Origin of the sequence: Paenibacillus sp. 23TSA30-6 (genome assembly GCF_014858585.1) — a bacterium.
Classification (GTDB): Bacteria; Bacillota; Bacilli; order Paenibacillales; family Paenibacillaceae; genus Paenibacillus.
The window spans coordinates 249,120-275,769 of the sequence record NZ_SLTL01000003.1; the positions used below are offsets into that span (position 1 = coordinate 249,120).

Consider the following 26,650-nt stretch of genomic DNA (forward strand, 5'->3'; position numbering starts at 1 on the left):
CGCGGAATAAAAGGAGGCTTCTTCTTCAGATTTATGCGGCTTCACGGAGCGTCATGATACCTTTGTAGATGTTGTAGACAAATACCCCGAGATAGACCACAGCGAATAGCAGCACAAACCCGATTACAGAACCTGCATGATTCGCCGTTGCAATAAAATACAATAGCGGAATCGCCGCGATAATAGGGAAAATGTGCGATAAAATAGCCTTTTTTGCATGTCCCTGAACATACTCGTCCCGTACTGCAATCCACACAATGACAGGCAACAGAAAAGGGGCGAAAAAAATACTGAAATAACAAAGTGATGACAGTAGACGTCTCACGGATTTTATACCTCCTTCGTAGCATGGCCTTTTGTACATAATACCCCGTCAGCGTCCAAATGATTCCTTTTGCAGCCTGTTTACTTGTACGATAAAAAAATGCTTTTGACAGTTAGCAAAAATATGATATAATAATCAATGCGCTGAATACATAAGGTTCCAACGAATACCATTTTGTCCCAGTAGCTCAGCTGGATAGAGCAACGGCCTTCTAAGCCGTCGGTCGGGGGTTCGAATCCCTCCTGGGACGTACAGCAAAAAGCTTCCTACATGTTAGGAAGCTTTTTGTGTTCCAGTGGGATGAGAACAGCTACAAGAGTGTAAAAGTATACCAACTATGCTATTGAACGCTAAAAGGGGCGTTTGTGAAGGCAGAAATAGGGAAGCAATAAGGGCTGCCTAGAAGCAGAAGATCATCTGTACTAGTGCAGCCACTTATATGCTGGTGTTATTTTTTTTCACATACTGTGATGCAGTTATTTAAGAAATGATCATTAACAAGGAATCTTCAATAATAGGCCTGGGTTAATGAGATCAGGATTTTTGATATGATTTATCGCTGCAAGAGTTTGCCATGTCGTGCCGTAAAACGTAGCGATCTTATGGAGATCCTGTCCTTGCAGTACAACATGATGATGACATGTTCCCCCCTTAGGTGGTCCTCCTCCCGGAATGATCAAAACTTGGCCCGGGTAAATGTTGTAAGGCGACATAATCCCGTTAGCATTGGCAATGTCCCTCCAATCAACATGATACATTTGGGCAATCAAATACAGGGACTCGCCGGGTCGAACTGTGTGACTCATAGTTGCTTCCTCCTCGAAAATGTTTTTTACAAAATCAATGTATGTTTGCCAAGGGGGAAATGTCACAATAAGTTAAAAAATTAATATGCTGAGGGAGAAGAATAAAACACTAAGAGGCCACCGTCGGACGTCCGACGCGGCCTCTTTTTTGCTTGCAGGATTCAAAAACTTCGAACTTAGAACGTGATATACCACTAAAATGGTAGAAAAAAAGCTCTGCTTTTGTTTTATACCGTTGCCTTCGCCTTATGCGCAAAAAATTGTGGCAAATGCTCTTTATGCGCTTCTAGCAATTCATCCAGCACCGTTTGGGCGATGTCACCGCTTGGTACGAGCGGATTCAGGGTGAAGGCTTGCAGAGCTGTTGCGTAGTCACCCGTTACTGCCGCTTCAATCGTCAATTCTTCCATCGCCTTCATCACTTGCAGCAAGCCACGCTGTGCAGGCGGGAATTTGCCAAAGTTTACAGGTTCAGCACCATGTGCGCGAATCACACTGGTAATTTCAATCGCGCTGTCATAAGGAACATCATCAATTGCACCATTGTTACGTGTGCTAACCACCATCAATGTGCCTTTGTTGTTATAGATGGAATTAATAATTTCACAGGCTGCATCGCTGTAGTGCGCGCCGCCGCGTTTGGATAGTTCCTCCGGTTTGTAATCCAGATTCGGGTCTTTATACAGTTCAAACAGGCTTTCTTCCAGGCGTTTGACGACTTGACCCCGAGTTCCTTCATTTTTGGCTTCCTCTAGTTCTTCCTTCAGCATGTTATCGGTCATGTAGTAATAACGATGGTATGGACAAGGCAGCATTTTCAAATGACGCACTTGATCATACAGGAAGCGCATGTTCTTAATATTTTCAACGACCTTCTCCGGTTTTGCGCCAGGCGAGTACAGTCCTTCGATTACTTGCTCTGTTAGTTCGGTGCCTGTCTTGTCGTATACCTTGTGCCAGTGCAGATGGTTAATTCCTGCAAATTTAAAGAACAGTTCTTCTTCCGGTTTGTCCAGTACAGCGGATGCACTCTTGATCGCGCCGATTGGAACATTACATAATCCGATGACTTTGTCCCACTGACCATAACGAAGTACGGCTTCGGTGACCATACCCGCAGGGTTGGTGAAATTGATAAGCCACGCATTCGGACATAGTTCTTTCATATCTTCAACAATGCTCAGGATGACAGGAATAGTGCGGAAGGCTTTGAACATTCCTCCGGCACCGTTGGTTTCCTGACCGATCATACCGTGTTTTAACGGAATACTTTCATCTTTAATCCGGGCTTCGAGCAAGCCTACCCGAAATTGAGTCGTTACAAAATCGGCATCAACCAAGGCTTCCCGGCGATCCAGCGTCAAATGCACTTCACAATCAATGCCTGCTGCCTTCACCATCCGTTTAGCCATGGCTCCCACGATCTCCAGCTTTTCGCGTCCTGCCTCAATGTCTACCAGCCACAATTCCCGAATGGGAAGCTCTGCATAACGTTTGATGAAGCCTTCCACTAATTCCGGAGTATAGCTGGAGCCGCCACCGATGGTTGCTATCTTTAAGCCTTTTTTCATGATTGTTGCCTCCTGAGTACATTTTTTTAAACCGCTTTCTCAAGCTTCTATTTCACTGTAATCTCTGTAATGCATTACAGGTCAAGCGCTTTTAAAAAACTTATTTTGGGAAGGTGACAATTATAGGATCGGGCACCACGAACATGCTAAACACGAACATGCTAAAATAGAAAGAACGAGGTGAGGACTATGGCGAATATTCATGAAATTGCAAAGCTTGCGGGTGTATCCTCGGCAACGGTGTCCCGTGTCATTAATAACCATCCGTATGTGAGTGAACCGACAAGACAGCGTGTACAGGAGGTCATAGACCGACTGGATTACGTTCCTAATTTGAATGCGATTTCTTTAAAAACAGGCATGACAAAGCTCATAGGAATTATTTCAATTTCTTTTAATGATTCATTGAATTTATTTGTGCGTGGTTTTACGATGTATGCTCAGGAGCATGGTTTTAATATAGCGCTTTTTATTACGAATGGAGATAAGGAACGGGAGCTTGAAGCACTGGAAATGTTGCGGAGAAAGCAACTGGATGCCTTGGTTTGTATGATTCGCGTCAATGAGTGGAGTGTGATCGAGCATTATACCAAATATGGTCCGATTGTGACATGGCAGCGTGTGAGCATAGAGTCAATCCCGTCTGTATTTATGGATCAGTATCAGGGCTATATGCTGGCGCTGGAGCATTTGTATGCCAGAGGATACCGGAGAATTGTAAATGTGTATGGCAATATGCGGGGGCTTAATACGAAGGAACGCATTCGGGCTTACCGTGATTTTTGTGAAAAATATGATTTGGACGCTGAGGTATTCCCGCACTTTTATAATTTGAATACCATTGAAGCCGGTGAAAATATCGCCCATTGGTGGATAGAACAAACGGACAAACCGGATGCCTTCGCTTGTTCTACAGATTATTTGGCAGCAGGACTGCTGACCGAAGCACGCAGGCTCGACGTTTCTGTGCCGGATCAATTTGCGGTGGTCGGCTTTGATAACACAGAAATTTCGCATTTGCTTGATTTAACAACGATTCATTACCCGATTGATAAACAAGCTGAGAACGCATTCATTATGATTCGCAATACCCTTGAAGGGCTGGATGAATCGTTACATCATTTGGAGTTTAAATTAGTGGAGAGAGCGACCACCTGATTTGGGGAAAGGGCTTTGAGTTGATATGCCAATATTAAGAAAAAGTATATTGACACATGCCAATATTTGGACAATAATTTGAGGTGAGATTATAAAAATTGGATTTTTTGTATGAAGGGTGGTTATGACTTGGAACATACACCTACGATTTTAGCGGAGTTGGACAATTATTTAAGGGAAAACAACTTGACTTTAGCAGAATTTGCGGAGTGCTCAGGTGTTCATCAAAGAACGCTTAATAATTGGATTCTTAAGCATCGTCCTGTTGCTATACATCAGCTTGACCGAATGACGCTGGCTATGGGATTATCAGAAGGCTCTTTTTACGAACGATACATAGAACATTACATCATCGAACGTTCCCCGGATTGGCGGCGAATTGAGCCAGTATTGTATCGCTGTGCTGAACTGGATAAGCTGGAAGCGATTAAGCATGTAGTTGGTCATATCATGGACAAGCTGCTATATTCCCCGAAGCTATTTGATGCAGCGGAAATTTTATTCGCACAAGGTCGACACGCTGCTGCGTTGTTGCTCTATGAGGGGGTTGCGGAAGGAGAGAAGTACCAGCACTCTGAACGTCTGGCCATCTGTCAGTATCGTATGTTTACAATACAGGTTGGAGACGATCAGACCCGAAATCTCAGGGCAGCTACGATATTTGAAGCTTTTGTTGAGCGCCTGGATGAAATAGACCAGCTTGATGCATTGAAGGATTTGGCAAACGTGTATAGGTCTTTGCGTAAATGGGACAAGCTGGATGAAACAGCGAGAAAAATGAAGGGGAAAGCGGAAATCCAATATACTTTGAAACATCAGCAGAAGAAGCAAAAGCGTGTGGAGCCTGATAGAAGGCTGAGTCGTCCCATGTTTGTATACATCACCTATGCCGATTTACTGTGTGCAATTGTCTGTGACGCCCAAGGCGATTATCAACAAGCTCTAGATTATACATACGCCTACGCTAATTTAGATTGGGTCAAAGAGACGGACGAGGATACCCTGCATTGGATCAAACTGTATCAACATTGGGCAGAAGGTAATACCTATGTAAACAAACTCCTGTCTGGAGATACAAGTGTGCTTCTGGATTATGTTGAATATATTTGTACTTCACCTGATAAGTCGGAAAAGGAAATGGTTGCTAAGTTGATGAACGTTTTGATTGCGGCTAACCAATACCAGATAGATGTGAATGAAATACTCCAGCGGTTTGAAACGGAGATTGATTCTTTTGCTCAACAGCGATCGTCTGCTGACATGTATACCCAACAAGTTGTGCCAGACCAGTATGCACGTTTTGGTTATGAGTTAGCTTATTACTATTTACACAAAGAAATTTATTCTGTTGGCTTTAAACATTTGATGAATGCATCGCTAAAAGCGAATATACTAAATAATGAGACATATTTTATAAACTGTATGGGATTGTTCGTTCGTTTTCAAGCCCATGCGGTTCCTGAAACCAAAGCGGAGTATTTCAATCTTATTGAAAAGGTGTGGTTAAACAATGTTAAAAAAAATGGTTCTTTTGATCAGCGCAACTAGCTTTTTGTTTATCTTAGCTATACCTGTTCAGCCGCACAGCCATAATCAGAGAATACAACTTCAAGAACAAATTGGAGGTTCTTAAACGGATAGGAACAAAAAAATCCCCGCCAACCAATTAAGGTAACGGGGATTTATTTTATTATTTACTTTTTTCTGAATATGAATATACCAATAAGTGCAACAACTATTATAGCGAGAATTCGCCATGAATGCGGTAGAAATTTAGTTAACCATAGGGCAGCAAATACTGTGGCTATTGCCAAATAGCCTAATCGTTCATTAGGTTCAAATTTCTTCCTATTGAAGAATACATTCAAATAGCCTATCGGCGGGGTTATAATGATCATTAAAATTATGACCATTGGTCTTAAATACCACTTTCTTTTCATTCTTCCTCCGTTATTCGTCGTTGTTAATCACAGTTATTAAAGGAATATAGTACCGATAGCTCTAGCGATAATATCAGCTAACCACGCTGCTACACCTATATATACTGCATAGCATGCGGGATCAGTTTGATTTTAATCCTTACTTTTTATTATCATTTACTAATTTTAGTATCGGATTAAGGAAATCTTCAAAATAGAAGCTCCCTCCTTCACTGGGAGTAGACACTTTAGTGTGGTCAAAAGATTCGAAATCTTCTGGTGTTGAAATATGATAAAGTGAGCTATTTTCCATTAATTCTCCTAAATCCTTATATTCATAATTCGGACGGGCAAGCAAAGAACTCCAGGATATTCAAGTATATATAAGTGAGTATCAGTCAATCTATACTCCATACAATACCACCTCCAAAAATTATGTTATAAAATTCATGGCTCTACAGCAAGAGTTTCATGCATCATTTTGAAAGTGCCTAACGTTACGTAGGAAGTATTAGCGTTGTTTTTAGTAATATTATGAGCGCGACAAGTGGCCTAAGGCACTGTGTGCTAAAGGTGGCGCGGGTGCTGCTGATATCTGAAATATAACTCTAAAGGACAATCGAGAAAGCCGGATCGTGGGTAGGAAAAACAATTAGATATGTATGCTGATGGAACAAAGGTGAGATTTATTGTGAAATAAGGATAAGAGACTTTACTAGTATTTGACTGGCAAAGTCTATTTTTGTCGTATTTTTACATTTTTATAATATTTCATGTAGGTATAAAGTTGCAAATCTAGTCCTCAGCATAACTATGCAACTTTGCATCTAATTGCCCTTATAGTGCAGTTATTAAAGGTTTTACACTAGTGCTTTATTACTGATTTTTCCACTCCCTTAAATTCCCCTTACTTCGACATTCATTTTATTATATTATTTTGTTTTAAATACAAATTATTGGAGGAATATATAGATGAAATGGAAATTAGCCAAAAAAACTGCTTTAAGCTCAGTGGCAACCGCCTTATTATTCTCGGTCATAACCCCTTTCGCAGCATTTGCAGAAACTTCATCAGTTAATGCTACATATGGGACTTCGCCAACAGTTGGTGCTAACACCGTAGTTCCGCCTGCTCCTTCTGTACAGCCTAATGGGGAAGTTAGCCCTCAGGGGGTTAAAGTAAAAGCAGTTCAAATTGCAATTAAGGCACTTGAAAAAGTAATTGATAATCCAGTGTCACGATGGGCTTTAGAGGGTTTGTTTGATAAGGAAACAGTTGCGGTAGTTATAAAACAAAACAGAAAAATATTTTCAGTATTAGATGAATATCTTTATGCAGTTGATATGAGTGTAAATGAAATAGCGGCAGGAGCAAAATCTGCAATTATACAAGAGTTGAGAGGAGTAGTTGATAAAGGAATAGCTGAAGGAGTGGGGCAGGTTGTAGAATGGCTCATAAAGTATGGAAGTAAAATTGTGCTTTAGTAGAGGGGGTTAAAATGAACAACTTAGATGAGAAATACCTTAAAAAACGAATAGAAATTCTTCTGGAGTGGAAATCAGTGTTATTACGTCTTGCAGAAGATGAACTGTCACCATTTGTAAAATGGTGCGCTGAAAATGAACTTAGTCAGGAAGATCAGCATTTTATAACAAATTTATGCTTGTTATTTCAAATTCATTTACATCCTGATCAGGGAGACCCTGAAGTTAAAAACATAATGAGAAATATTAAAGGTCTTTTTAATGTTGATGTTGTTGAAATAAGCTTCGAATCCTTCCAAGATTTTATTGAAAAATATCAACAAGACAAACAACTAATCCATGAATGGGACGCTAGAGAAGTGCTTGAAAAGTTAGCTGAGAGTAATAGGAGTATTGAGCTGAAAGAAAAGCTTCTTGGTTAGCTATGGCTTGGAAAGTGTTGGCTCTTAAATGAATAGGAACAAAGGAAATGATCTACCGACCCATTCAGGTTAGCGGAGGCTTCTACTATTCGTTTTTTTATGAAAAGAGATCAAACTGCAAAAGGGTTGTTATCCAAACCAAAGGAACCTTTGTCCCCACTTTAGTAGTGGAGACGGAGGTTCTTTTGCGTAGAATTTGAGGCTTCCCGGTTTATGCGAACTTTTGGAACTGCTCTTTTTTTGCTAGGAGCATCATTCATAAATCCAAAAAACGTCTTTTTATTCTAAAATATGACATATAGGAGGGGATCATACTGATGAATCAAGGTGTGACTTTACTTCGTGTCGAAAGAGCTAGGAGGAAACTGTATCAAGTCCAGAAAAAGTACGGATTTTTAACACATCCCAAAGTAATTGAACAATCAAAGAAGCTGGATGATCTGTTGAATCATTACCAAACGGGCAGATCAGATCATTAAGTTAATGGGTGTATTACATGTTGCATCATACTATGATTTCAAAAAAACCAGGCTTGGAGGTAATGAAGTTGAATCGACGAAATGCTGTAACCCCTTTTGGGTGGGAGATCAAACAAAAACTGATCGAGAAAAGAATGGATCAAAAAACGTTTTGTACTACATATCAAATTCCGGCTTCCAGATTGTCCAATCTTATTCACGGTACACGTAGGGCTACGAGATATAGAAAACAAGTATCCGAATTGCTTGGAATTGAAGAATAACGTATCTTTATCTATTTCTGGAGAAAGTCAGTTCTATCTATACGTATGAATTCACACCAGAAGGGAAATGAGTACAGGCAGTGTAGCAAGAGAAATGACGGCACTAATGACGAAAGCAGAGGCCGTTTCCGATTCCAGACTTTCAAAACGTGTAGCAATCATGGCAGCGACAGCTGAGCCTGGGAAGGAAACGAGTAATACCGCCTTCACCGTATCGGCAGACGAAAGGCCGCACAGGTAGGCAATCAGCAGCATCAATAGAGGCTGTACAATCGTTTTTAACAGCGCGATGGCAATGGCGATTATACTGAAACTGATGTTGCGCACGCCAATGGTCACACCGACCGCGAATAAAGCGGCCCCGGACGTAATATCGCCAATTTGATTGAACGATTTGTTCAGCAAATCCGGGGAGTGGAAGCCGAACAAGGTCAAAATAACACCAATAAGCGGCACCAGCGCCAGCGGTTCTCTTAAGCCGTGGAGAATGGAGTCCCAAACAAGCTTCCCGAGAGGACCATTCCGCTCTTTGCCTGAGTTCCGGCTGGCGACGGTAGCTATAATGGTAGCCGCTGGATCAAGAACGGCATTGACTACGATCCCCGTAAGTGCAATTGGAATAGCTACAGCAGAGGAACCGTAGATGGCACCTAGTACCGGAATGCCCATAAAGGCAAATGTCGGCTGGGCCGAGTTCAAAGCAAACATGGATGCATCCTTTACCGATTGCTTCACCGCAAACCGACCCACCAGCAGGAGGACGACATAAAAGCCGACAATACCAATGAACAGAGCCAGCAAGAAAGGCCATTGCTCGATAAGGGATTTCCTGTTGGTGGTCGTAATGCCGATAAATAAATGCGCGGGCAGCGCAAATTTGGTAACCAGTGAATTTAGGGCTTTCGAGGAAGAGGCATCGAAGCTTTTGTAATGGCCTGCCAACCACCCTAAAATAATGACGAAGAAAATAGGCACCAAAATGTAAAAGATATGTCCGACACTCATGGATTGTTCCTCCTGAAAGCCCTATTAATGCGGGTGGTGTATTACGTTTTCCACTGCTTTTACCTTCGCATATTCCGGCTTCCACATCGCATCCCGAACGGCTTGCTCGATATCTGAAATGCGTGCCTGAGCCACCTGATCCTGAATTGCGGCTTTTCCTACTGCAACCGCAACAGCGTATGAAACATCCCGTAATTTTCGGATGTTGGGAAGCAATGCGCCTCCGGGTTGATCGGTGTCTACCCCATTGGCAACAGCGTCTGCCGCAGCGGTAAACATGGCGGGTGTAATTCTCTTGGCTCGGACCACAATTGCGCCCAGACCAAGCCCCGGGAAAACAAAGGCATTATTCGCCTGTCCAATTTCAAATTTCGTTCCGTTATAGCTGACAGGTTCAAAGGGACTTCCGGTAGCGATCAGTGCTTTGCCATCTGTCCATCGGATCAAATCCTCCGGAACAGCTTCCGCAAGGTTCGTAGGGTTAGACATCGGCATAATAATGGGACGCTCCACATGCTTGGCCATTTCTTTGATAATCTCTTCGGTAAAGGCACCCGCTACGCCGGAGGTTCCGATTAATATCGTAGGTTTTACCTGACGAATGACCTCCAGCAGCGGTATTTTGCCGTCATCAGACTGGGTCCATGAGCTGACTTCTTCTTTTTTGCGCACATACGGCTTCTGATAATCCAATACATCTTCCATATCGTCTGTGAGCAGACCTCGATAATCAAAGGCCCAGAACGACTTGAAGGAATCCTTCTCTGCAAGGCCGTCCACGATCATGGCTAACCGGATTTGGTCGGCGTTGCCGATTCCCGCTGCTCCCGGGCCGAAGACCAGTATTCGTTGCTCACGCAGCGGAACCTTGGTGACGCCTACCGCCGAAAGAATTGCAGCCAAGGTTACGGCTCCCGTACCCTGAATGTCATCGTTAAACGTGAGAATACTTTGACCGTATTTTCCGATAATATGGCGTGCATTCACACTACCCACGTCTTCCCAATGCAAAAGCGCCTTTGGGAATTGAGCTAACGTTTTGCTGATAAAGGTATCAATAAACTGGTTGTAAGCCTCTCCGCGAACCCGTTTATGGCGGTTTCCGATATACAGCGGATCATTCAGCAGTTTTTCATTGTTCGTACCCACATCCAGCACAATCGGCAGCACCCGCCCCGGGTGAATTCCTGCCGCAGCCGTGTATACAGCCAGCTTGCCAATGGCAATATTAATGCCTCCCACGCCCCAGTCACCGATCCCCAAAATACTTTCGGAATCCGTCACTACAATCAATTCTACATCCTCACCGCTCAAGCCAGAATTATAGAATGCTTGTCCGATGCCGTTCGGATTATCAATCGACAAATAGACACCGCCAGGGCGATTATACTCATGACTATATTCCTGAATCGCGGTCCCCACCGTAGGTGTGTAGACAACGGGCAGCATCTCGCTCAAATGGTCGGTTAGCAATCGATAATATAGCACGACATTTCGATTGTGAAGATCGTTCAGGGAAGCGTTTTTGCGTAGCATGGTCGGTTGTGCCAAAAATTGCTGGTATGCCCGGACGCTCTGTTTCTCCAGAGAAAGGATGGTTGGCGGAAGAATTCCTTCAAGACCCAGTTCTTTGCGTTCCTCATCGGTAAAAGCGACCCCTTTGTTCAAAAGAGGATTGGCTAATACATCCTTTCCCCGTAGCGGGGTGGATAATGATCCGTCCCTATTTATATAAAATGCTTCCATTGAAATAACCTTCTTTCTCTTCGTATTGATGACCATTCGTGACGAAAGATGACATATTGCCCATAGTATGGACGTGTGAATCTGTTTTATTCGTCTATTTTTCTATGACAAAATAACCATAATACATTCTGATTTTGATTAAAAAGAACTATATATGAAGAATGGAATACAAGGCCTTTTGACACTTATTTTTACAGGGGAAAGTAGGTCTAAATGCTTGTTTTCTGCTAAATGTGAAATATCAATCTCAATTCGACATTATCCATATGTATCATGGCATGTCAGATATTTTGTTAAAAAAATATGAAGGATTAGTAGCCATGTTTAATCCCTATAAACAAACATTTTTAATTACTTTTCAACAAAATAGAATTACCCGGAGGAAAAGGAGATGTTTGTGTGCAGGGACCTATAGCCATTTTTAGCGATAACCACAGGGCTATTGATTATCCCAACGTGATTTATTTTTACGAGCATATACAGTGCGAGGATCAGGAGGTCACTTCAGCCTATGAGGACGCATGCTGCTGCCTGATTGATTACAGGGAGCCTGGACAGGCTGTACGGGTAGCGAATCAGATCCGTAGTCGCTTTCCGCAGATGCCGCTGTTACTGGTGACGGATGTATCGCATCCGTTCAGTGATCAGCATATGGTGCAGATTACCGGAATAGGCCGTTTGCGCCTGCTGTTTTGGCAAGCCAATGACAACGAAGAGATGCTTTCCGAAATTCAAAGCTTGCTCTATCCCGAGTATTCGGCCAAAAGCCGGCATATTGCTTTCATCTTGTCTGTATATAACGAGGAGCAGCGTTTTGTTCATGTCAAGAAGTTTGCTGAACGGCTGCAAGCTTTTATCCGCAGTCATATTGTGGAGGGCTCTATTTATCTCATTGATGATGGCAGTCATGATGGCACGAATGCCTTGATCAAAGCGCTGGAGGCGGCGACAGACCTGTCCGTGAACCGGATTAATCAGAATCTGAGTCCGCTGCTTCAAACCAGGGAACTGGGACGCAATACCCGCAAAGCAGGAACGTATCTGGAAGGGATGCGCACCATCGGCGCGGATTACTACGTATTTGTGGACGCGGACGACTCCTTTTTTATTGAGGATATTGCCAGAATGATTAATGTCGTTCGGCAGGGCTACTATGATGTGGTGATTGGAACCAAAGACATGACCGCTGAAAACCGTTCCTTATTACGATCTGTAGTCAGCTTTGGCAAACGTGTCATTTCCCGGCCGTTTTTACCGACAGGCGTGGTGGATTCCCAGACAGGGCTTAAAGTGATGAGTTCCGTTGCTGTGAAGCGGATGTTCCCGCATTTGAAGGAACAGCTTGGACTGGCGCTGGATCTGGAAATGATGTTTATTGCCAAGCGACTCCAGCTTCGTGTGCTGCAATTACCCGTCAAGTGTATTGACCGGGACGGATCGCACATCCATGTCTGGAAGGATTCGATTCGTTTTTTGCGCTCCATTATTGATATTTGGCGGCTGGATCGGCGGGTGAGATAAGAACGTGACAAACCGCTTGCGAACGTTGATGTTTCCTCTATTTAATGTGCTGCTGAACGGATTTAATTTTTTCTTCCATATTGCAGCGAGCTGGTATCTTACCGGACAAGCTTATGGTCAGGCGAATGCGCTGCTGGCCCTCTTTGCACTTTTGTCCGTTTTGGGCCTGTCCATTCAGCTATTAACAGCCAAGCTGGTCTCCAAAGGAGACAAGAAGGTTCCGCTGCGTAGCCTGCCACTCGGTTCCCTATTGCTAAAAGCACCTCTGTTGCTAACCGTGCTTGCCATGGCGATATTACTGGCGCTTCATCCGCTGCTGCGTTCGTTATTAGGCGTGGATTCCGGCCCGCTATTTATGCTGTATGCCTTGGTGGGGCTGCATATTCTCGTCAGCTCGTGCCGTGGAGATTTACAGGGCAGAGAACGTATGCTGGCGCTGAATGTGAACTATTACTTGGAGGTTTTAGGAAAGCTGGGCCTGTTCTTTATACTGGCTGCATCAGGGCTCAAGCTGGAGGCTTTACTGCTGGCAAGCTGTGGGGGGATGCTGCTGTCGCTGCTTCACGGCTGGGCTGTTTCGGTGCGGGGCTTATCCTTACGCGGACGGACTGGAGAACGTATATCTTCCGGGCTATGGAAATCACTAGGTCAGGATTTTACGGATAGTCTCATTACGAATTTATTTATTTTGTTCTGTATCTCCATTGACATGCTCTATGTGCAGCATTATTTTCCCGAACAGGCCAGCGGTTATGCGATTGCGTTGAAATACAGCCAGTTGGTCTATTACGTGTCGTACAGCTTGATAGCTGCCTTTATTCCAAAGCTCGGTGCGCAGGGGCATGACCGCCAAGCCTTGCGCAAGCTGGTTGCCGTCTATGCCGGATTAATGGCTGTTGCAGCAATCTGTGTATATGTGGGCACTACCTTTGTGTTCCCACCTTCTATTCCCGTACTATTCGGGGCTTCATACCAGTCGGCAGAAGCTTATATTCCGTTGGGAGGATGGGTGTACTGGCTGTTTTCCATCGTGCTGTTCTTTGTTCATGTGCATGTATTGGTGGGCAGACGCAAATTTATGTTCGGGCTACTGGCTGGAGCTGCGATTTTATTGGCAGCCTTTCATGTGGCGCATCAAAACCCGTCTGACTTTCTGCTATCTGAATTGATTGTTTACGGTGCCATGTCTCTCTACTTTGTGGTAGATGCCTATGTATATTTGTTCAAAATAAAGATAAGAGGGGATTCAACCCGTGAATACAATACCTGAACAGGATGGTAAAACCGTAGTTCTGTTGCTCTCCTGGCGTGACATTCGTTCGCCTAAAAGCGGAGGAGCTGAAATTTTCACCCACGAAATGCTCAAACGCTCACAGCAAGACCGTTTTCAGTTTATTCATTTTTCGCCCAGGCTCGAGGGGATGCCCGAGGAAGAAATCATAGACGGAATTACGTATATCCGAAAAGGAAACATTTATAGCGTCATTTATTATGCCATGCGCTATTATCGCCATCATCGCGAGCATATTGATTATGTGATTAATCAGGCGAACACGCACCAGTTTTTCACCCGTTTCTGGGTGGAGGCACCTAAGCGAATTTTCTTTATACATCAGCTAACAAGGGAAATATGGTTTGAAAATGCCGGATTCCCGCTGAATCATATCGGATATCGCTTGGAGCCCTGGATGCTCAAGCTTGCTCGTAAGGATCGGACAATTACCGTATCCCCGTCTACCCGTTATGATCTGCTCAAGCTGGGCTTTCACCCGGATCGTGTTCATCTGTTGCCTGAAGGCATCGAGTTTGAACACTGGCCCCGGGAGCAATTTTTAACCAAGGAGTACAATCCGACCTTTATGTACGCCGGGCGCTTTGTGAAATATAAAGGCATTGATCTGGTGGTTGAAGCTTTTGGAGGGCTCAAGAAAAAATTCCCTCAGGCTATGTTATGGATCGCTGGAAAAACCGATAAAACCTATGTGGCAGAACAATTATTGCCGATTATGAAACGGTATGGATTGACCTACGGAGAACCGGACGAACAGGGACAATCCCAAGCGGATATTACCTTTTACGGATTTGTTTCAGCAGAGCATAAGCTGGAGCTGATGAGCCGCGCCCACGCGCTCGTATTCCCTTCCCTGCGTGAAGGCTGGGGCTTGACGATTACCGAAGCAGCGGCTGTGGGGACTCCCAGCATCGTCAGTAATTCACCCGGACTGGTGGACGCGACGGATTTTGGGAAAAGCGGATACCTATGCTTCCACGGCGACGTCCGGGGATTATCTGAACAAATGGAAAGAGCAGCAAACGGCGGCGAAGACTATATGGCCATGCGTGAGCGGGCGTATCAGTATGCGCTGGGATTTCATTTTGATCATACGGCGGCTGCATTTGAGCAGTTAATGGGAGATTGGGTAAAGGAGGCGGAACAGAGTGGACAAAGTGGTCATTCTCTTCTCCACGTACAACAATGAACGGACGATAGAGCCTTGTTTGCGGAGCTGTATGTGGCAAAATTACAAGGATCTGCATATCGTGATTGCCGATGACGGCTCGGAGGACCAGACCGTGGAGACGATTCGTACGCTAGCGGCAGGGAGCCCAGTACCCGTAACGGTGTTGGAGCTTCCTCATGGAGAGCGGGGAGTCGCAAGAGTCAAGGCGGTTGAGGAAGCCGGACGTTTGGGTGCCGAATACATACTTGTATTGGATTCCGATATGATTTTAGCCGAGCATTTGATTCAGCAGAGCATCGACTTTTTTGACCATCATCAGGATATCGGCGCATTGGTCGTTCCCGAGGAGGCCTATTCGGAAGCGGCCAACTTTTTTTCCAAAGTCAAAGTCTTTGAGCGGAATGTGATTAACAACGCGGGTGAGAGCTTGGGAAAACGTTCGATTGAAGCGGCACGCTTCTGGCGAATGAGCGCTTATGAATCGACAGGCGGATTTAACGCGGAGCAGATTGCTTTTGAAGAAATACAGCCGACCCTGCGTTATATAGAGTCTGGCGGAGTTATCCGGCGGGCGGTGTTTACACGTGTATATCATGATGAAAAACAGGTCTATTTGCGTGATGTATTACGTAAAAAAGCTTACTACTTCTCGGTGATGGATCGTACGTTGTCGTCTGAGGAGGGGGGATTGCGGAAGGCGCTGGAACGGTGGTACTTTTTCCGTCCGGTGCTGTATACATGGAGCAATCTGAAAAGCTATATCCGTCACCCGTTGCTAACGGCGGGGATGTTATGGATGTATGCATGCCTGACCGTGATTGGGGCAGCCGCCGTGTTGAAGGGCGGCGCCCGTCACTCAGGCGATCTCGCTAAGGCGGATAAGGCGTAAGGATGAACGGCCCAGAGTCAGCGTATCCAGCGTATACAGGTCGGGATCGGAAGATTCCGACTCCTCATACGGTATATACAGTGAATGCGCAGTTAACTGAATGCCTGCCTGTTTAGGGTGGCGAAGAGAGCTGCCTACAGGATACAGTTCAGCGAGTGCAACATGTACTGCAGTTACGATATCTTGCTCATTCATCAGCACATAGGGTCGGTATGGAGCATTCAGAATGCTGTCTATAAATACCGACAGGGCAGGAGCGATGCTCTGGTCTGTGTTCAGATGTGTTCGATTGAGTTTGGCTTCATCAAGCGCCTCGTACAGGATCCTTTTCAGTGTGTCATCATCCAGCTCCAGTGGTTTTGTCAAAAAGCGGAAGACGCCTACTTGATTAATCGCGGATAAAATGGTCTGCGTATGCAGGTGACCTGACAAAATGATCCGCACGATATGGGGATAATCCTCCTTGATCATGCGAAGGAAGGTAATCCCGTCCAGACCAGGCATAAGCAGATCGGAAACCACGACATCAATCGGGTGCTGCTTCAGCACCTGCAAGGCTTCTTTGGTAGTATGAGCGGTATGTAAGGTGAACCTTTCTTCCGACAATGTCCGTTCAAGCAGGGACAAAACCATAGGACTGTCGTCAACAAATAGAATGTTTTGGGGTGTCATAAGAACTGCGCAACTCCAATCAGGAAGTAAGAAATGAGGAACTACATGTATAATATCAGCGTTTTGGCATTTTTGAAAGATGTCAATACAGAACGGGCGCTGCGTCTTTTTTGTGAACGATTCGACTCGGCTGAACATGCGCTCTGGGAAAAAGGAATGCGTCTGCTTCACCAGTATCATGCTGCACGACATGCAGGAGTAACCCTGACCGTCTCCAACGCACTTCAGCATATGGACGATCGTCATGATATTTACATTGTTGATCTGCGCGAGTACAGCGAAGAAGAGCTGGATCGTTTATATATTGCAAAAACCTGCGAGTTGCTGCTGCTGACGGATGGGGCAACGAAAACCGCTGCAAGGTTTGCCGCACTCCAGCGCCGGACTCCCCGGTTGTTGTGTGCACGGCTGCCGCTGGTCAGCTACGAGCTGGAGTGTCTGATGCAGGCCATTCTGGGCCGAATTGAACCGAATGGAGGGGACAGGGAAGCATGAAGCGATGGGCGTTGTTGAAACCGGGTTGGCAAAAGCTGATCCTGTACCTGCTTGTTCTGGGCGCGACCGTGCTTCTGGCGATTGCGATTCAATGGTTTATCGTTCGGGAGTTCAGTGGTCAATTGGCGGACATTCAGGACGAGCAGCTCCGGTATGAGGTGCAGGATTGGTCCAGCCGTATATCCGAGCACTACGCGGCATGGCAGGCTGAACTGAATGAGCTGGCCTCCAGCCTCGGCAGAAATATACTGAATCAGAAGACGCGTCAGTATACCGAGGGCTTTAAGCGTGAAAGCGGGGCATTTTATGTGCTGGATGAACAGTATCGTGTGATTGCCGGACGTGATAACCGTGAGATGAAAAGCGCGGTACAGCAAATTAAATTGCTGCAAAATGGCTGTGCCGTAAGCTCCTTTGTGACAGAGGATCATCAGCCTGCGCAGTATACCGTGTGCAGGATCCAAGGGGCGCAGACGGGCGGCTTTATGGTGCGTACCATTGACTCCGGTATGCTCAGCGGTATCATCAAGAGTAAACCGGTCAATCCGCACGAGACTTTATTTTATAATGATCAATTCAAGGTCGTAGCTTCCCTCAACACATCGGATATCAATCGGACAGACATTACGGGTGTAACCCGCAGGTTGCTGGAGGGCAATACGGGTGTTGTTGAAGATCAGGGAGTGAAACACGGCATAGGGTTCAGCCGCGTTGGGGAAGAGGCTCTTTACATTTCAGTTGAGGATGTTGATCGGGACACTGCCCAGCGGATCAGCTCTTTTCGCAAAAAGGTATGGCTGGTCATGGCTCTGCTATTGTTGATACTATGGGCCATTCTCGTACAGTTTCGCAAACGGATCGTGAAGGATACGCTCGTGAATAATCAGGTGCGGGACCAACGGCGGGATGAGGATATGCGACAGCAGCAGGATACGTATTACTTGCCGTTAATGCAGACGATTGAGCAACGGCTTCAGGAGCTGCAAGAGCAGACTGCCCGTCTGACAGGCGGTGATGATTTGAAGTTGCTGGGCTTTTATCATGATCTGGCGAACCGCTTTGAAGCAGCTTCCAGTCAGGGAAAGGGAGCATCCCATGAGGAATTGGAATATTTCCGTGAGTTGAATGAAAATTTCATTCAGGGACGTCTCAAACAGGAATCCTCACTGGGAGGGCTGCTGACCGGAGTCCGCACCTTACGTGATGAGCTGGAAGAGAAGATGCACGACAATAGCGGAATCAGCTTTACGGATATGAATGAGGTATTATCTGAGTCGCTGAAATGGGCGAACCGTTCGTTGAACATGAAGGATATTCAGGTCATCTTGCGGCAAGAGCCTATTCCGTCCATTGCAGCCCAAACGCCGATGCTGTACAAGACGATTCAGGGATTGCTGGAGAACTCGGTACAGGCGATGGGCCAAACGAATAAGCTATCGGAGGATCAGGAGCGGGGACGTACGGGTCTGCTGCGTTCCAAGCGCCAGACTCAAGTCCTCAAGGTTAGCTCGCGGCTGGAAGAAGGAGAAATTGTTATTACCATTGAGGATACGGGCGGCGGCATTGATGACAAGATGCGCTGGAGCTATTTCCAGCCGGACTATTCCCAAAACTCGCAGGAGCATACGTTCAGCCTGTATCATATGGATGCCTATCTAAAGACAATCAGCGGCCGCTTAAAGCTGCGTAATACGGATCAGGGCTTGCAGGCGATCGTTCGTTTAAGAAGATAACGGAGAGATAAACCGAAAGATCATCCGAAATTTCAAGAGAGGGGGGCCAGGCATGGTAAGAAAATGGATATTTCGATACCGCTATGATATGGCAGCAATCTTGCTGATGCTGGCAGCGATTGGCGTATATCTTGCGCCTATCTATGGACCGGGGCAAATCGTATTTAGTGATATTGCCTTTGGAGCCACCTCTCATCGGTATCTGGAGGAAATTATGGGAGTATGGAACGAACGGTGGTCTACCTCTACCATGTTCAATGCTCCCCGTATCCTTTATATCTTGCCCTTCTACGGACTTTCGTTGCTATTCGGGGAAAGCGGCCCGGTTTTGCTCAAGTCGTTTATCACGGGTCTGCTGTTTGTTTCCGCATTTTCGATGTATGCCTTTGCCAAGCGGCTGGTCAGTGTATATTATTCACCGAGCTTTACGAAAACCCGTATTTTTGCCATCATGATCGGCGCACTGTTTTATGCACTGAATCCGTGGGTTATTTTCCGCATTCAGCATATTTATTTGCTCTGTGGGTATAGTTTGTTTCCGTTAATGCTGCGTTTCTTTTTCAGCGCGGTTGATCCCAAATTTCAAATTCAGCAAATTAAAAACTATAATCCTCACAAGCTGTACCAGCGGAACTGGATAGACTTGTTCCTGTTGGCGGCGGTATTTACCGTCAGCGCAGCTGCGATTCATTATTTTTTCTTCGGCATGATTTATTTGGGCTTGTTCACCGTGCTCTTACTGATCAAACTGACCTGGACGCACCGCAAGGCCGGTCGCACCTATTTACAGCCGTTATACGGCAATTTTTTGCGTAAAGGGATCATTTTTGGCGTGTTCTTCGGGCTACTCAGTTTTTACTGGTTGTCCCTGTATCTCGGCAGTATGGTGATGGATGCTCAGGCATCGCAGCATAATATCAACGTCGTCGATACTTTGTCCCTGTTCAGTCGTAACAGCAGCTTATATAATGTGGGCTACTTGCTGAGCTATTGGTGGCCTATGTTTTCTTTTTCCTCACTGCCTGCGATGTTTTATGTGGGCGGGGGATTTTTACTGCTCTTGATTGGTTATGCGATGGTGACGCGCTCACACAAAAATCCGATCATTCTGATCTTTTCGCTGCTTACGCTATTATTTCTCGTCGCAGCCACCGGGACAACCTTCCCGTCCATTGCCAAGTGGTTTGTCATTCTGGTGACGAAGACACCTGTGATTGGCTCGGTTTTCCGTGATCCCAACAAGTTTATCGGGCTGATTGCCCTTAATTTCGGGGTGCTGCTGACCTTCGGCGTGATTCAGATTATGGAATGGTTCGGCTCATCGCCGCTGCAACGAGTGTATAAAAGGCTGGCACTTGTCATTGTCGTCCTGTGCCTTGGCGTGTATTTTGCTCCCTTGCGTACCCAATTCATTGAGGGGTATTACAAGCCGGTTCAAGTGCCGGAGGCTTACAGCGAAATGGCTGAAAAGCTGACCGACCCGGATCGCTTCGACAGCAAGGCATTGTATTTTCCGATTGCCGACAATATGATTCAGAGCTTTAACGGCGTAGCCACGCCTAAATGGAATAAGGGTAAGACAGCAACCGAGAAGGCAACCGGGGATTTTCAGGTGTACTCATCTCCTAAAAATACGATTTTCCATCATGAAGGCAACGACCCCGGGATTACATACTATATGAACTTTCTGGAGTATTTGCTGGACAACGGGCTAAGCTCGCGGTTAGGCTGGTTGTTCTCCACCTTTGGGGTTAATCAGTTAGTGTACCATGACGAATATGAGGGACAGGAGAAGCGGCAGGATTTTCATCTGTCTCAACTGGAAGGTCAGACGGGGCTGAAACGCACATACAAGAACGGAATTTTTTCCATATTTAATCTGGATCAGGCTCCACCTTATATGAACATATTACCGAGCAAAATAGTGACACCTTACGGTTTTAGCCGACTGGAGAGCTACAGTCATCTGCCTGGATTTGATTTTAGTCGCTTCGGGGTACTATTCAGTGCGTTGAAGCCTGAGCTAAAAACCATTCAGACGGTCAACAAGGGGGATTATGTGGAAGCGGCCTCCTTTAACGATTTGCTGTTGTCACAGCTTCCGACAGAGGATTACTTGCGCCCGTTTGATGTCATTGAAGATGGCAATGCTTTTTTAAAATGGTCCAAAACCTTTGCCTCGACCAACGATTGGTTATGGTATTTATCGTCCCAAAATATACGAAATTTCCCGTTTGATATGGAAATGGACGCCGGGATTGCTGTCACCTTTGCCAGTAAGAAGCTGGATGTGGCCCCTTATCAGATGAGCAGCATTGAAGGGAAAACAGTCGTGGATTTTGATTCCATGCTGCGGACCGAAACCTTCTTCAAACCGGATAATCCGCAGTTGTTCAGCGTAGAGGCTAATCCGCGTGAGGAATTGAATGAGGTGCCGACCCTGCACGGCGAGATTATGAAGGGAGACCCGAGTAATATATGGCAGGTCGCCAGATCCGGTTTGCTGGAAGCCAAGGAAAATAACCCGTACCAGTTTCAGATTACCGTCTCTGGACGCGGCACGAACAAAATGCATGTTAAAATGAGATTTTATGATAAGCAGATGCGTGAGCTGGGGGTTAGCTATGTTGTGGCTCCTTCGGAGGGATACAATTTTGACGGTGTGAAATTTTACGGGGAATATGTGTCCCCGCCGGGCAGCTACTGGATGCGAATGGATTTGTTAACCCTGCAACGCCCGCAGCAAAAGAATTACTGGTGGATTCATGATATCCAGTTACGTGATTTGGGACAATATAGTAAGCCTAACGCATTTACGATGCACAAAAAGCTGGAACAGTCGCAAACCTCGCATGTATATGCGAGAGTGTTTATGAATAAAGCTGGCGGGAAGCTGCAAGTTACGCTGCCGGGTGGAGTGGTCGACATCAAGACCCATGATGAAGGCTTGAATCAGTTCCAATGGGTCGACCTGGGAGAACATGCTTTTCCCAAAGGGGATACCCCGATTACAGTTAATAACCTGCAAGGCTTTAACGCGATCAATCAATTTGCGATTGTACCTGTAGACCAGCTGGATGAGCTATCTTTTCCGGTGGAGCAGGCGTTGAAGCGGGGCAAGCTCTTTTTCACCCTGGAGGCCGAGAGCGATTTTAACGCCCAAGGAAATGTGCAGTCAGAGCGTGCTCTGCCGAGGCTCAGCATGGGACGGGGAATCAGCTATCAGAAAGGTACATTAAGCAGGGATGTGGAGATCGCCAAAACTGGCACCTATTCTACAGCTATTCTGGCTGATTTACCTGCCGGGTATCATGGGGCATTGACGATGAAGTGGACGAATGAAGAGACAGGAACGGTGCTGACAAGAACGATCCATACAGGTGAGTCGTATAAGCGGTTGCCCGTTACCTCTTCGTCCGAAAAACAGGTCATTGAAACGGTGCCGAATCAGGATGGCTTTGCCAAAAAAATCATTCAAATTCCCGGTTTACTGAACGATTATGGACGTGTAGAGTTCAAAAATCTGTTTTTAACCAAAGGGAAGTATCGCTTAACGCTGGTGTTGGACAGTCAGGTACCGTCCATGAGCGGGTATGAAGATATTCATCGGATGGCTGCGCAGGAAGTGACGGTTATGCCAGAGGATAACACGAAGGAATCTTTAACCAATGATGTAGGCTGCGTGGCGGATATTCAGCCTGGCAAGACGAGTCTGTCATCAGGCGGCGAGGGGGTGTCCATTCGTTACGCACCGAGCTATTCATGTGATTGGAATATATATGCGTCGAAGAAAATGAAGGCTGAGCCGCTGCGAGAATATGCCGTACAACTGGATGCGAGGTCAAAACAAATTGGAAGTCGGCATATGAAGGTCATTTTTTTGAATAAAGCCTCCCAAATCCTCCAGACCTCTTATATTAACGAGGTGGAGGAGCGAGATAAGGAGCAATGGAATCATTATGATCAGATTGTGAAGGCTCCGGCAGGTAGCGTCTTTATGCAATTCCAGATTTTGGCACATGCGCATAAGAAGCAGTCAGGCTTATTTCAAATGAAGCATTATTCCGTCATCCCTTATCAGGCGATGATTACAGTGGATCAGCTTACGTTGTTTGAGGGGACGGATATGGAAACCTTTTTTACGGCTTCCCATGCTTCAGAAAGTATTCAGGCTTCTCGTGAAAATTCTATGGAACGCAGCTTTACGCTGTATAATCCGACGCATCAGCAGGTGCTGATTCGGGAAACCGAGTCGCCCAATCCACTGTGGGAATTCAGACTGGGAAGTGAAACCCAGCGTGCCCGTCTGTCGGTGAACGGAGTGACTACCGGATTTATAACCAGTGGCAGCGGAAGCGGCAAGGTCGTCATAATTCTGGCTTCCGCCTACCGCTTTGGCTGGATATTGTTCATACTTGGGATACTTGGTGGGGCGGCTTGTTTTCTTCCTTATTGGCGATGGAAAAAACGAAAGATTCCATAGAAGGAAGTTCCTATGATGCTATTCAGTAGCCATTAGAAGGCACGGCTACATCTCGTATTTGTACCCCCGGCCCCAGACGGTACGGATGTGCTGAGGATTTTTGGGGTCACGTTCGATTTTTTTGCGGAGACTGGAGATATGTACGTCAATCGTGCGATCGAGATAGGCACCGTCTCCGCCTTTAATCCGATCCATCAGCTCGCTGCGGGTAAAGACTTTCCCCGGATAGCAGGATAGCTCTTTTATAATGGAAAATTCGATTTGAGTCACTTCAACCTCCCGGTCATCGACCAACAGGCTGTGACGGTAATCATTCACCCAGACCCGCACTTTTTTGAGTTTTTTGGTTATGGCTTGGGACTCGGCAGGCATGTTGCGGCCAGAGCGGCGCAGTAAGGCTTTGATACGAGCGTTTAGCTCTCTCAGGTTGAATGGCTTGCATAAAAAATCATCCGCTCCGTCATCCAGTGCTTTAATTCTTATATTCAAAAGGGTATTGTTGGAGATCACCAGCACAGGAACCGTCGTATATTGACGGAGTTGGCCGATTAGTGCGCATTCGACCCTGCCGGAAAACATAAGATCGGTCACAATAATATCAGGCTTAAAACGCATAAGTGTCGGAAGTGCTTGTTTGGAATCGTAAATAAGTTCGGTATGATAACCTTCTTCCTGAAGATGAAGGGCAATCATATCTGCCAAACTTTTTTCATCTTCAATGATCAGTATTTTAATGGACATGACGGACAGCTCCTGTACAAACAGATATACAAATACATAAGTATGCATAAATTGCGATTTATGCATACTTATGTATTCGGCAAATATATGAAAAACGAATAGTGCCAGATGGCACATACTTTATTAATTTAGAGGAAGAAGGTTGCATCATTGCGAATGATTTTACTATCCGGAGGTTCCGGAAAACGTCTATGGCCTTTGTCCAATGAGAGTCGCCCCAAGCAGTTTCTTACGATTCTGCGTCATGACGAACGACCTGAAAGCATGCTGCAACGAATTTGGCGGCAGTTATCTGAAGCCAATTTGGCAGGGGAGGCCTATTTTTCAACGAGTGGAACTCAAGCTGAGCTGATCCGCGGGCAAATTGGGGTGGACGCTGTGGTAATTGAGGAGCCGATTCGACGGGATACATTTCCGGCCATTTCCTTGGCTGCGGCCTACTTACATGACCGGGCAGGTGCGTCGCGCGACGAGATTGTAGGGGTCATGCCGGTGGACGGATATGCTGGGGATGAGTTTTTCGAGCATCTGCGCAGGCTCCCATCTATATTGGAGCAATCCGGGAGTGACATCGCACTCATGGGAGCTGCTCCAACCGAGCCTTCTGACAAATACGGCTATATTGTTCCTTCGTCATCTTCCTCCGCCAATCAGCCGTATCTCAAGGTTAGCTCATTTGTGGAAAAGCCGGATCTGATCCGTTCGGAGGCGCTGATCCGGGAAGGAGCCCTATGGAATTGCGGTGTATTTGCCTTCAGGCTTGGTTTTTTATTGGACATGCTGGAGCAAAAGGGCCTATCATCGGACTATGCATCACTTTCGACAAATTATGCAGAATTGCCTAAAACCAGCTTCGATATTGCGGTAGTGGAACAGACCCGTCGGCTTTCGGTGCTTCCGTTTCATGGGGAGTGGAGGGATCTAGGAACGTGGGATTCGCTGGTGCGGGAAATGAGTTCAGAACTGAGCGGCCCGGGCTATATTTCAGAAGCTTCTCATGATTCGCATATTATCAATGAACTGGAGATTCCGGTTAGCATCTGGAATGTCCCGGACATTATTGTCGTTGCCGGGCCGGATGGCGTGCTGGTCACTGATCGACAATCATCCACAGGGATTAAGGATATGGTGGCGGAAATTGAGATTGGACCCCGTTTTGAGGAGCGCTTTTGGGGGAAGCAAACGGTATTGTCCCAGCAACAAGCGGCCAGCGGCTTACAGACAGTCACCAAACGGGTAGTCATCTCTGCTGGAAGATTCATCAGCTATCATGAACATCAGTTCCGTAAAGAGGTGTGGACTATTACGTCCGGGGTGGGAAGCGTCTGTATCGATGGAATAATGCAAATGGTCAACCCCGGTGAGGTTATCGTCGTAGAGCCGGGTACCAAGCATTATATAGGTGCTGTCGAAGGGGATTTGGAGTTCATCGAATCTCAAATGGGGCATATTGTGTCAGAAACCGATATTATCAGATACGAATTTCCCGACTCCATCTAATACTAGCTATATAAGCTTAACTAAAAAAGGTACATGAGAAACGGAGTTGGCAGAATGGTGCTGTACAATCGAAGCACGATCCGTCTGCGCAGTAGGACTCGGCTGAGTACAAAGGGCGGTATCATAAGGTAGATGGAAAGTCAGGAACCAATTTTTCTTGGAAACCTTAAATCATCTGAAATTCCTAAAAAAGGTATCCATGCGGTGAACGCGTGAATACCTTTTTCTGCATGAAAGCTTGTCCATAAGAAACGGAATAGGACGATGCTTATAAAATCAGTTTCTTGGAAATCAGCCACTCTTTTACCACATCCGTACTGAGGTCTCTTTCAGGTGTCCATTCCACTTTATCCACCAGCTTGCCATGTCTGAATTCCGCAATGGTGGGGGTATACTTTACGTTGTATTCCTCTTTAAATTTATTCCATTGAGGCTTGTCCTTATGAATTTTGTGAACATTCAAAAAAGTGATTTTGGAGCCCAGATTATACTGCTCAATCATCTTGTTAAAGTTCGGCTCAAAGCGGTTGCAGTCTCCACAGCTAGGTCTGCCTACATAGACAAACACACTTTGATCCTGCTGGATCATGGTTTTAAAACCATTAATTGTAACCGCATTCAAGTGATCGTATATTTCGGGATAATTGCTTTTACTCGCTTGAATCTCTTTGTCTTTCTGCTGAACAACCTGCTCTAGATCCTGAAATTTGAACACAGCCGAAATAGCGATAGCAATGACGAGCAGCGCAATCACGCTTAGACCGAAAATATATCCTTTTTTCACAGAAATCCTCCTTTATTTAACAATCTTATACATACCATAAATGATATTTCCATTTTTCGCTGTAATACTTGTCTCACTCTGTATAAAAAAAGAAGCTTTCCATTCGGAAAGCTTCAGATTGTCGAGAAACCCCGTCTTTTTGAGACGCGGGTTCTTTTTCTTTACATAATAATGGTCTGGTATCTGGAAAA

General features: G+C 45.7%; 22 protein-coding genes and 1 tRNA gene. 15 read left to right on the plus strand and 8 right to left on the minus strand.

Annotated features, from left to right (window positions below; genetic code table 11):
- Nucleotides 1–31: 31 nt before the first annotated feature.
- A complete protein-coding gene (locus E0698_RS04425) occupies nucleotides 32–325 on the minus strand; it encodes a DUF4870 domain-containing protein (protein ID WP_192510742.1) in 294 nt (97 codons plus the stop codon).
- Between the two features lie 176 nt (nucleotides 326–501).
- Between E0698_RS04425 and E0698_RS04430 the strand changes: the two genes are divergently transcribed.
- Nucleotides 502–575 (plus strand) — tRNA-Arg (locus tag E0698_RS04430).
- A 244-nt stretch (nucleotides 576–819) separates the two neighbouring features.
- Here E0698_RS04430 and E0698_RS04435 read toward each other — a convergent pair.
- On the minus strand, nucleotides 820–1,131 hold the full coding sequence (locus E0698_RS04435) for a LysM peptidoglycan-binding domain-containing protein (RefSeq protein ID WP_192510743.1): 312 nt from the start codon (nucleotides 1,129–1,131) through the stop codon (nucleotides 820–822).
- 227 nt (nucleotides 1,132–1,358) lie between these two features.
- On the minus strand, nucleotides 1,359–2,702 hold the full coding sequence (locus E0698_RS04440; RefSeq protein ID WP_149094776.1) for a 6-phospho-beta-glucosidase: 1,344 nt from the start codon (nucleotides 2,700–2,702) through the stop codon (nucleotides 1,359–1,361).
- Nucleotides 2,703–2,891: 189 nt separating this feature from the next.
- Here E0698_RS04440 and E0698_RS04445 point away from each other — a divergent pair, with 189 nt between their 5' ends.
- The 6 genes from E0698_RS04445 (at nucleotide 2,892) to E0698_RS04470 (ending at nucleotide 8,428) form a co-directional block, all read left to right on the plus strand.
- The gene (locus tag E0698_RS04445) at nucleotides 2,892–3,860 is read left to right on the plus strand and encodes a LacI family DNA-binding transcriptional regulator (RefSeq protein ID WP_149094777.1); all 969 of its coding nucleotides are present in this window, start codon (nucleotides 2,892–2,894) and stop codon (nucleotides 3,858–3,860) included.
- Nucleotides 3,861–3,989: 129 nt separating this feature from the next.
- Nucleotides 3,990–5,408, plus strand: a complete 1,419-nt coding sequence (locus tag E0698_RS04450; protein WP_192510744.1) for a helix-turn-helix domain-containing protein — start codon at nucleotides 3,990–3,992, stop codon at nucleotides 5,406–5,408.
- 1,343 nt (nucleotides 5,409–6,751) lie between these two features.
- Entirely contained in the window at nucleotides 6,752–7,264 is a 513-nt protein-coding gene (locus tag E0698_RS04455; RefSeq protein ID WP_192510745.1) for a hypothetical protein, read from the plus strand.
- A 14-nt stretch (nucleotides 7,265–7,278) separates the two neighbouring features.
- A complete protein-coding gene (locus E0698_RS04460) occupies nucleotides 7,279–7,686 on the plus strand; it encodes a hypothetical protein (RefSeq protein ID WP_192510746.1) in 408 nt (135 codons plus the stop codon).
- A 317-nt stretch (nucleotides 7,687–8,003) separates the two neighbouring features.
- Nucleotides 8,004–8,165 carry an aspartyl-phosphate phosphatase Spo0E family protein gene (locus E0698_RS04465; protein WP_192510747.1) on the plus strand — a complete coding sequence of 54 codons (162 nt, stop codon included), beginning with the start codon at nucleotides 8,004–8,006 and terminating at the stop codon, nucleotides 8,163–8,165.
- Between the two features lie 68 nt (nucleotides 8,166–8,233).
- On the plus strand, nucleotides 8,234–8,428 hold the full coding sequence (locus tag E0698_RS04470) for an XRE family transcriptional regulator (RefSeq protein WP_192510748.1): 195 nt from the start codon (nucleotides 8,234–8,236) through the stop codon (nucleotides 8,426–8,428).
- 51 nt (nucleotides 8,429–8,479) lie between these two features.
- Here the strand turns inward: E0698_RS04470 and E0698_RS04475 are convergent, their stop codons facing one another.
- On the minus strand, nucleotides 8,480–9,433 hold the full coding sequence (locus E0698_RS04475; protein WP_192510749.1) for an AEC family transporter: 954 nt from the start codon (nucleotides 9,431–9,433) through the stop codon (nucleotides 8,480–8,482).
- Between the two features lie 24 nt (nucleotides 9,434–9,457).
- Entirely contained in the window at nucleotides 9,458–11,179 is a 1,722-nt protein-coding gene (locus E0698_RS04480) for an NAD-dependent malic enzyme (protein ID WP_192510750.1), read from the minus strand.
- Nucleotides 11,180–11,578: 399 nt separating this feature from the next.
- On the opposite strand from E0698_RS04480, the gene E0698_RS04485 reads away from it, so the two are divergent.
- The 4 genes from E0698_RS04485 to E0698_RS04500 are packed head-to-tail and all read left to right on the plus strand — an operon-like array spanning nucleotide 11,579 to nucleotide 16,051.
- A complete protein-coding gene (locus E0698_RS04485) occupies nucleotides 11,579–12,700 on the plus strand; it encodes a glycosyltransferase (protein ID WP_192510751.1) in 1,122 nt (373 codons plus the stop codon).
- Nucleotides 12,701–12,704: 4 nt separating this feature from the next.
- Nucleotides 12,705–13,970 carry a transporter gene (locus tag E0698_RS04490; protein ID WP_192510752.1) on the plus strand — a complete coding sequence of 422 codons (1,266 nt, stop codon included), beginning with the start codon at nucleotides 12,705–12,707 and terminating at the stop codon, nucleotides 13,968–13,970.
- Nucleotides 13,954–15,180 carry a glycosyltransferase gene (locus E0698_RS04495; protein WP_192510753.1) on the plus strand — a complete coding sequence of 409 codons (1,227 nt, stop codon included), beginning with the start codon at nucleotides 13,954–13,956 and terminating at the stop codon, nucleotides 15,178–15,180. Before E0698_RS04490 ends, E0698_RS04495 begins: the two co-directional genes overlap by 17 nt.
- Nucleotides 15,140–16,051, plus strand: a complete 912-nt coding sequence (locus E0698_RS04500) for a glycosyltransferase family A protein (protein WP_149094782.1) — start codon at nucleotides 15,140–15,142, stop codon at nucleotides 16,049–16,051. Before E0698_RS04495 ends, E0698_RS04500 begins: the two co-directional genes overlap by 41 nt.
- Here the strand turns inward: E0698_RS04500 and E0698_RS04505 are convergent.
- The gene (locus tag E0698_RS04505; protein ID WP_192510754.1) at nucleotides 16,019–16,723 is read right to left on the minus strand and encodes a response regulator; all 705 of its coding nucleotides are present in this window, start codon (nucleotides 16,721–16,723) and stop codon (nucleotides 16,019–16,021) included. The two genes, E0698_RS04500 and E0698_RS04505, sit on opposite strands and share 33 nt — an antisense overlap.
- A gap of 45 nt (nucleotides 16,724–16,768) precedes the next feature.
- Here E0698_RS04505 and E0698_RS04510 point away from each other — a divergent pair, with 45 nt between their 5' ends.
- Genes E0698_RS04510 through E0698_RS04520 form a run of 3 tightly spaced genes read left to right on the plus strand, consistent with a single transcriptional unit; the run spans nucleotide 16,769 to nucleotide 23,434 of the window.
- The gene (locus E0698_RS04510) at nucleotides 16,769–17,218 is read left to right on the plus strand and encodes a hypothetical protein (RefSeq protein WP_192510755.1); all 450 of its coding nucleotides are present in this window, start codon (nucleotides 16,769–16,771) and stop codon (nucleotides 17,216–17,218) included.
- Nucleotides 17,215–18,951 (plus strand): sensor histidine kinase, encoded by a 1,737-nt coding sequence (locus tag E0698_RS04515; protein ID WP_192510756.1) that lies wholly within the window; start codon nucleotides 17,215–17,217, stop codon nucleotides 18,949–18,951. Before E0698_RS04510 ends, E0698_RS04515 begins: the two co-directional genes overlap by 4 nt.
- Before the next feature lie 52 nt (nucleotides 18,952–19,003).
- On the plus strand, nucleotides 19,004–23,434 hold the full coding sequence (locus tag E0698_RS04520; RefSeq protein ID WP_192510757.1) for a hypothetical protein: 4,431 nt from the start codon (nucleotides 19,004–19,006) through the stop codon (nucleotides 23,432–23,434).
- A 45-nt stretch (nucleotides 23,435–23,479) separates the two neighbouring features.
- On the opposite strand, the gene E0698_RS04525 is transcribed toward E0698_RS04520, so the two are convergent.
- On the minus strand, nucleotides 23,480–24,175 hold the full coding sequence (locus E0698_RS04525) for a response regulator transcription factor (protein ID WP_192510758.1): 696 nt from the start codon (nucleotides 24,173–24,175) through the stop codon (nucleotides 23,480–23,482).
- Nucleotides 24,176–24,331: 156 nt separating this feature from the next.
- Here E0698_RS04525 and E0698_RS04530 point away from each other — a divergent pair, with 156 nt between their 5' ends.
- Nucleotides 24,332–25,675: a sugar phosphate nucleotidyltransferase gene (locus E0698_RS04530; RefSeq protein WP_192510768.1), complete on the plus strand. Its 1,344-nt coding sequence runs from the start codon at nucleotides 24,332–24,334 to the stop codon at nucleotides 25,673–25,675.
- 268 nt (nucleotides 25,676–25,943) lie between these two features.
- Here E0698_RS04530 and E0698_RS04535 read toward each other — a convergent pair whose 3' ends face one another.
- The gene (locus E0698_RS04535) at nucleotides 25,944–26,459 is read right to left on the minus strand and encodes a thioredoxin family protein (RefSeq protein WP_149094788.1); all 516 of its coding nucleotides are present in this window, start codon (nucleotides 26,457–26,459) and stop codon (nucleotides 25,944–25,946) included.
- Nucleotides 26,460–26,650 lie beyond the last annotated feature (191 nt).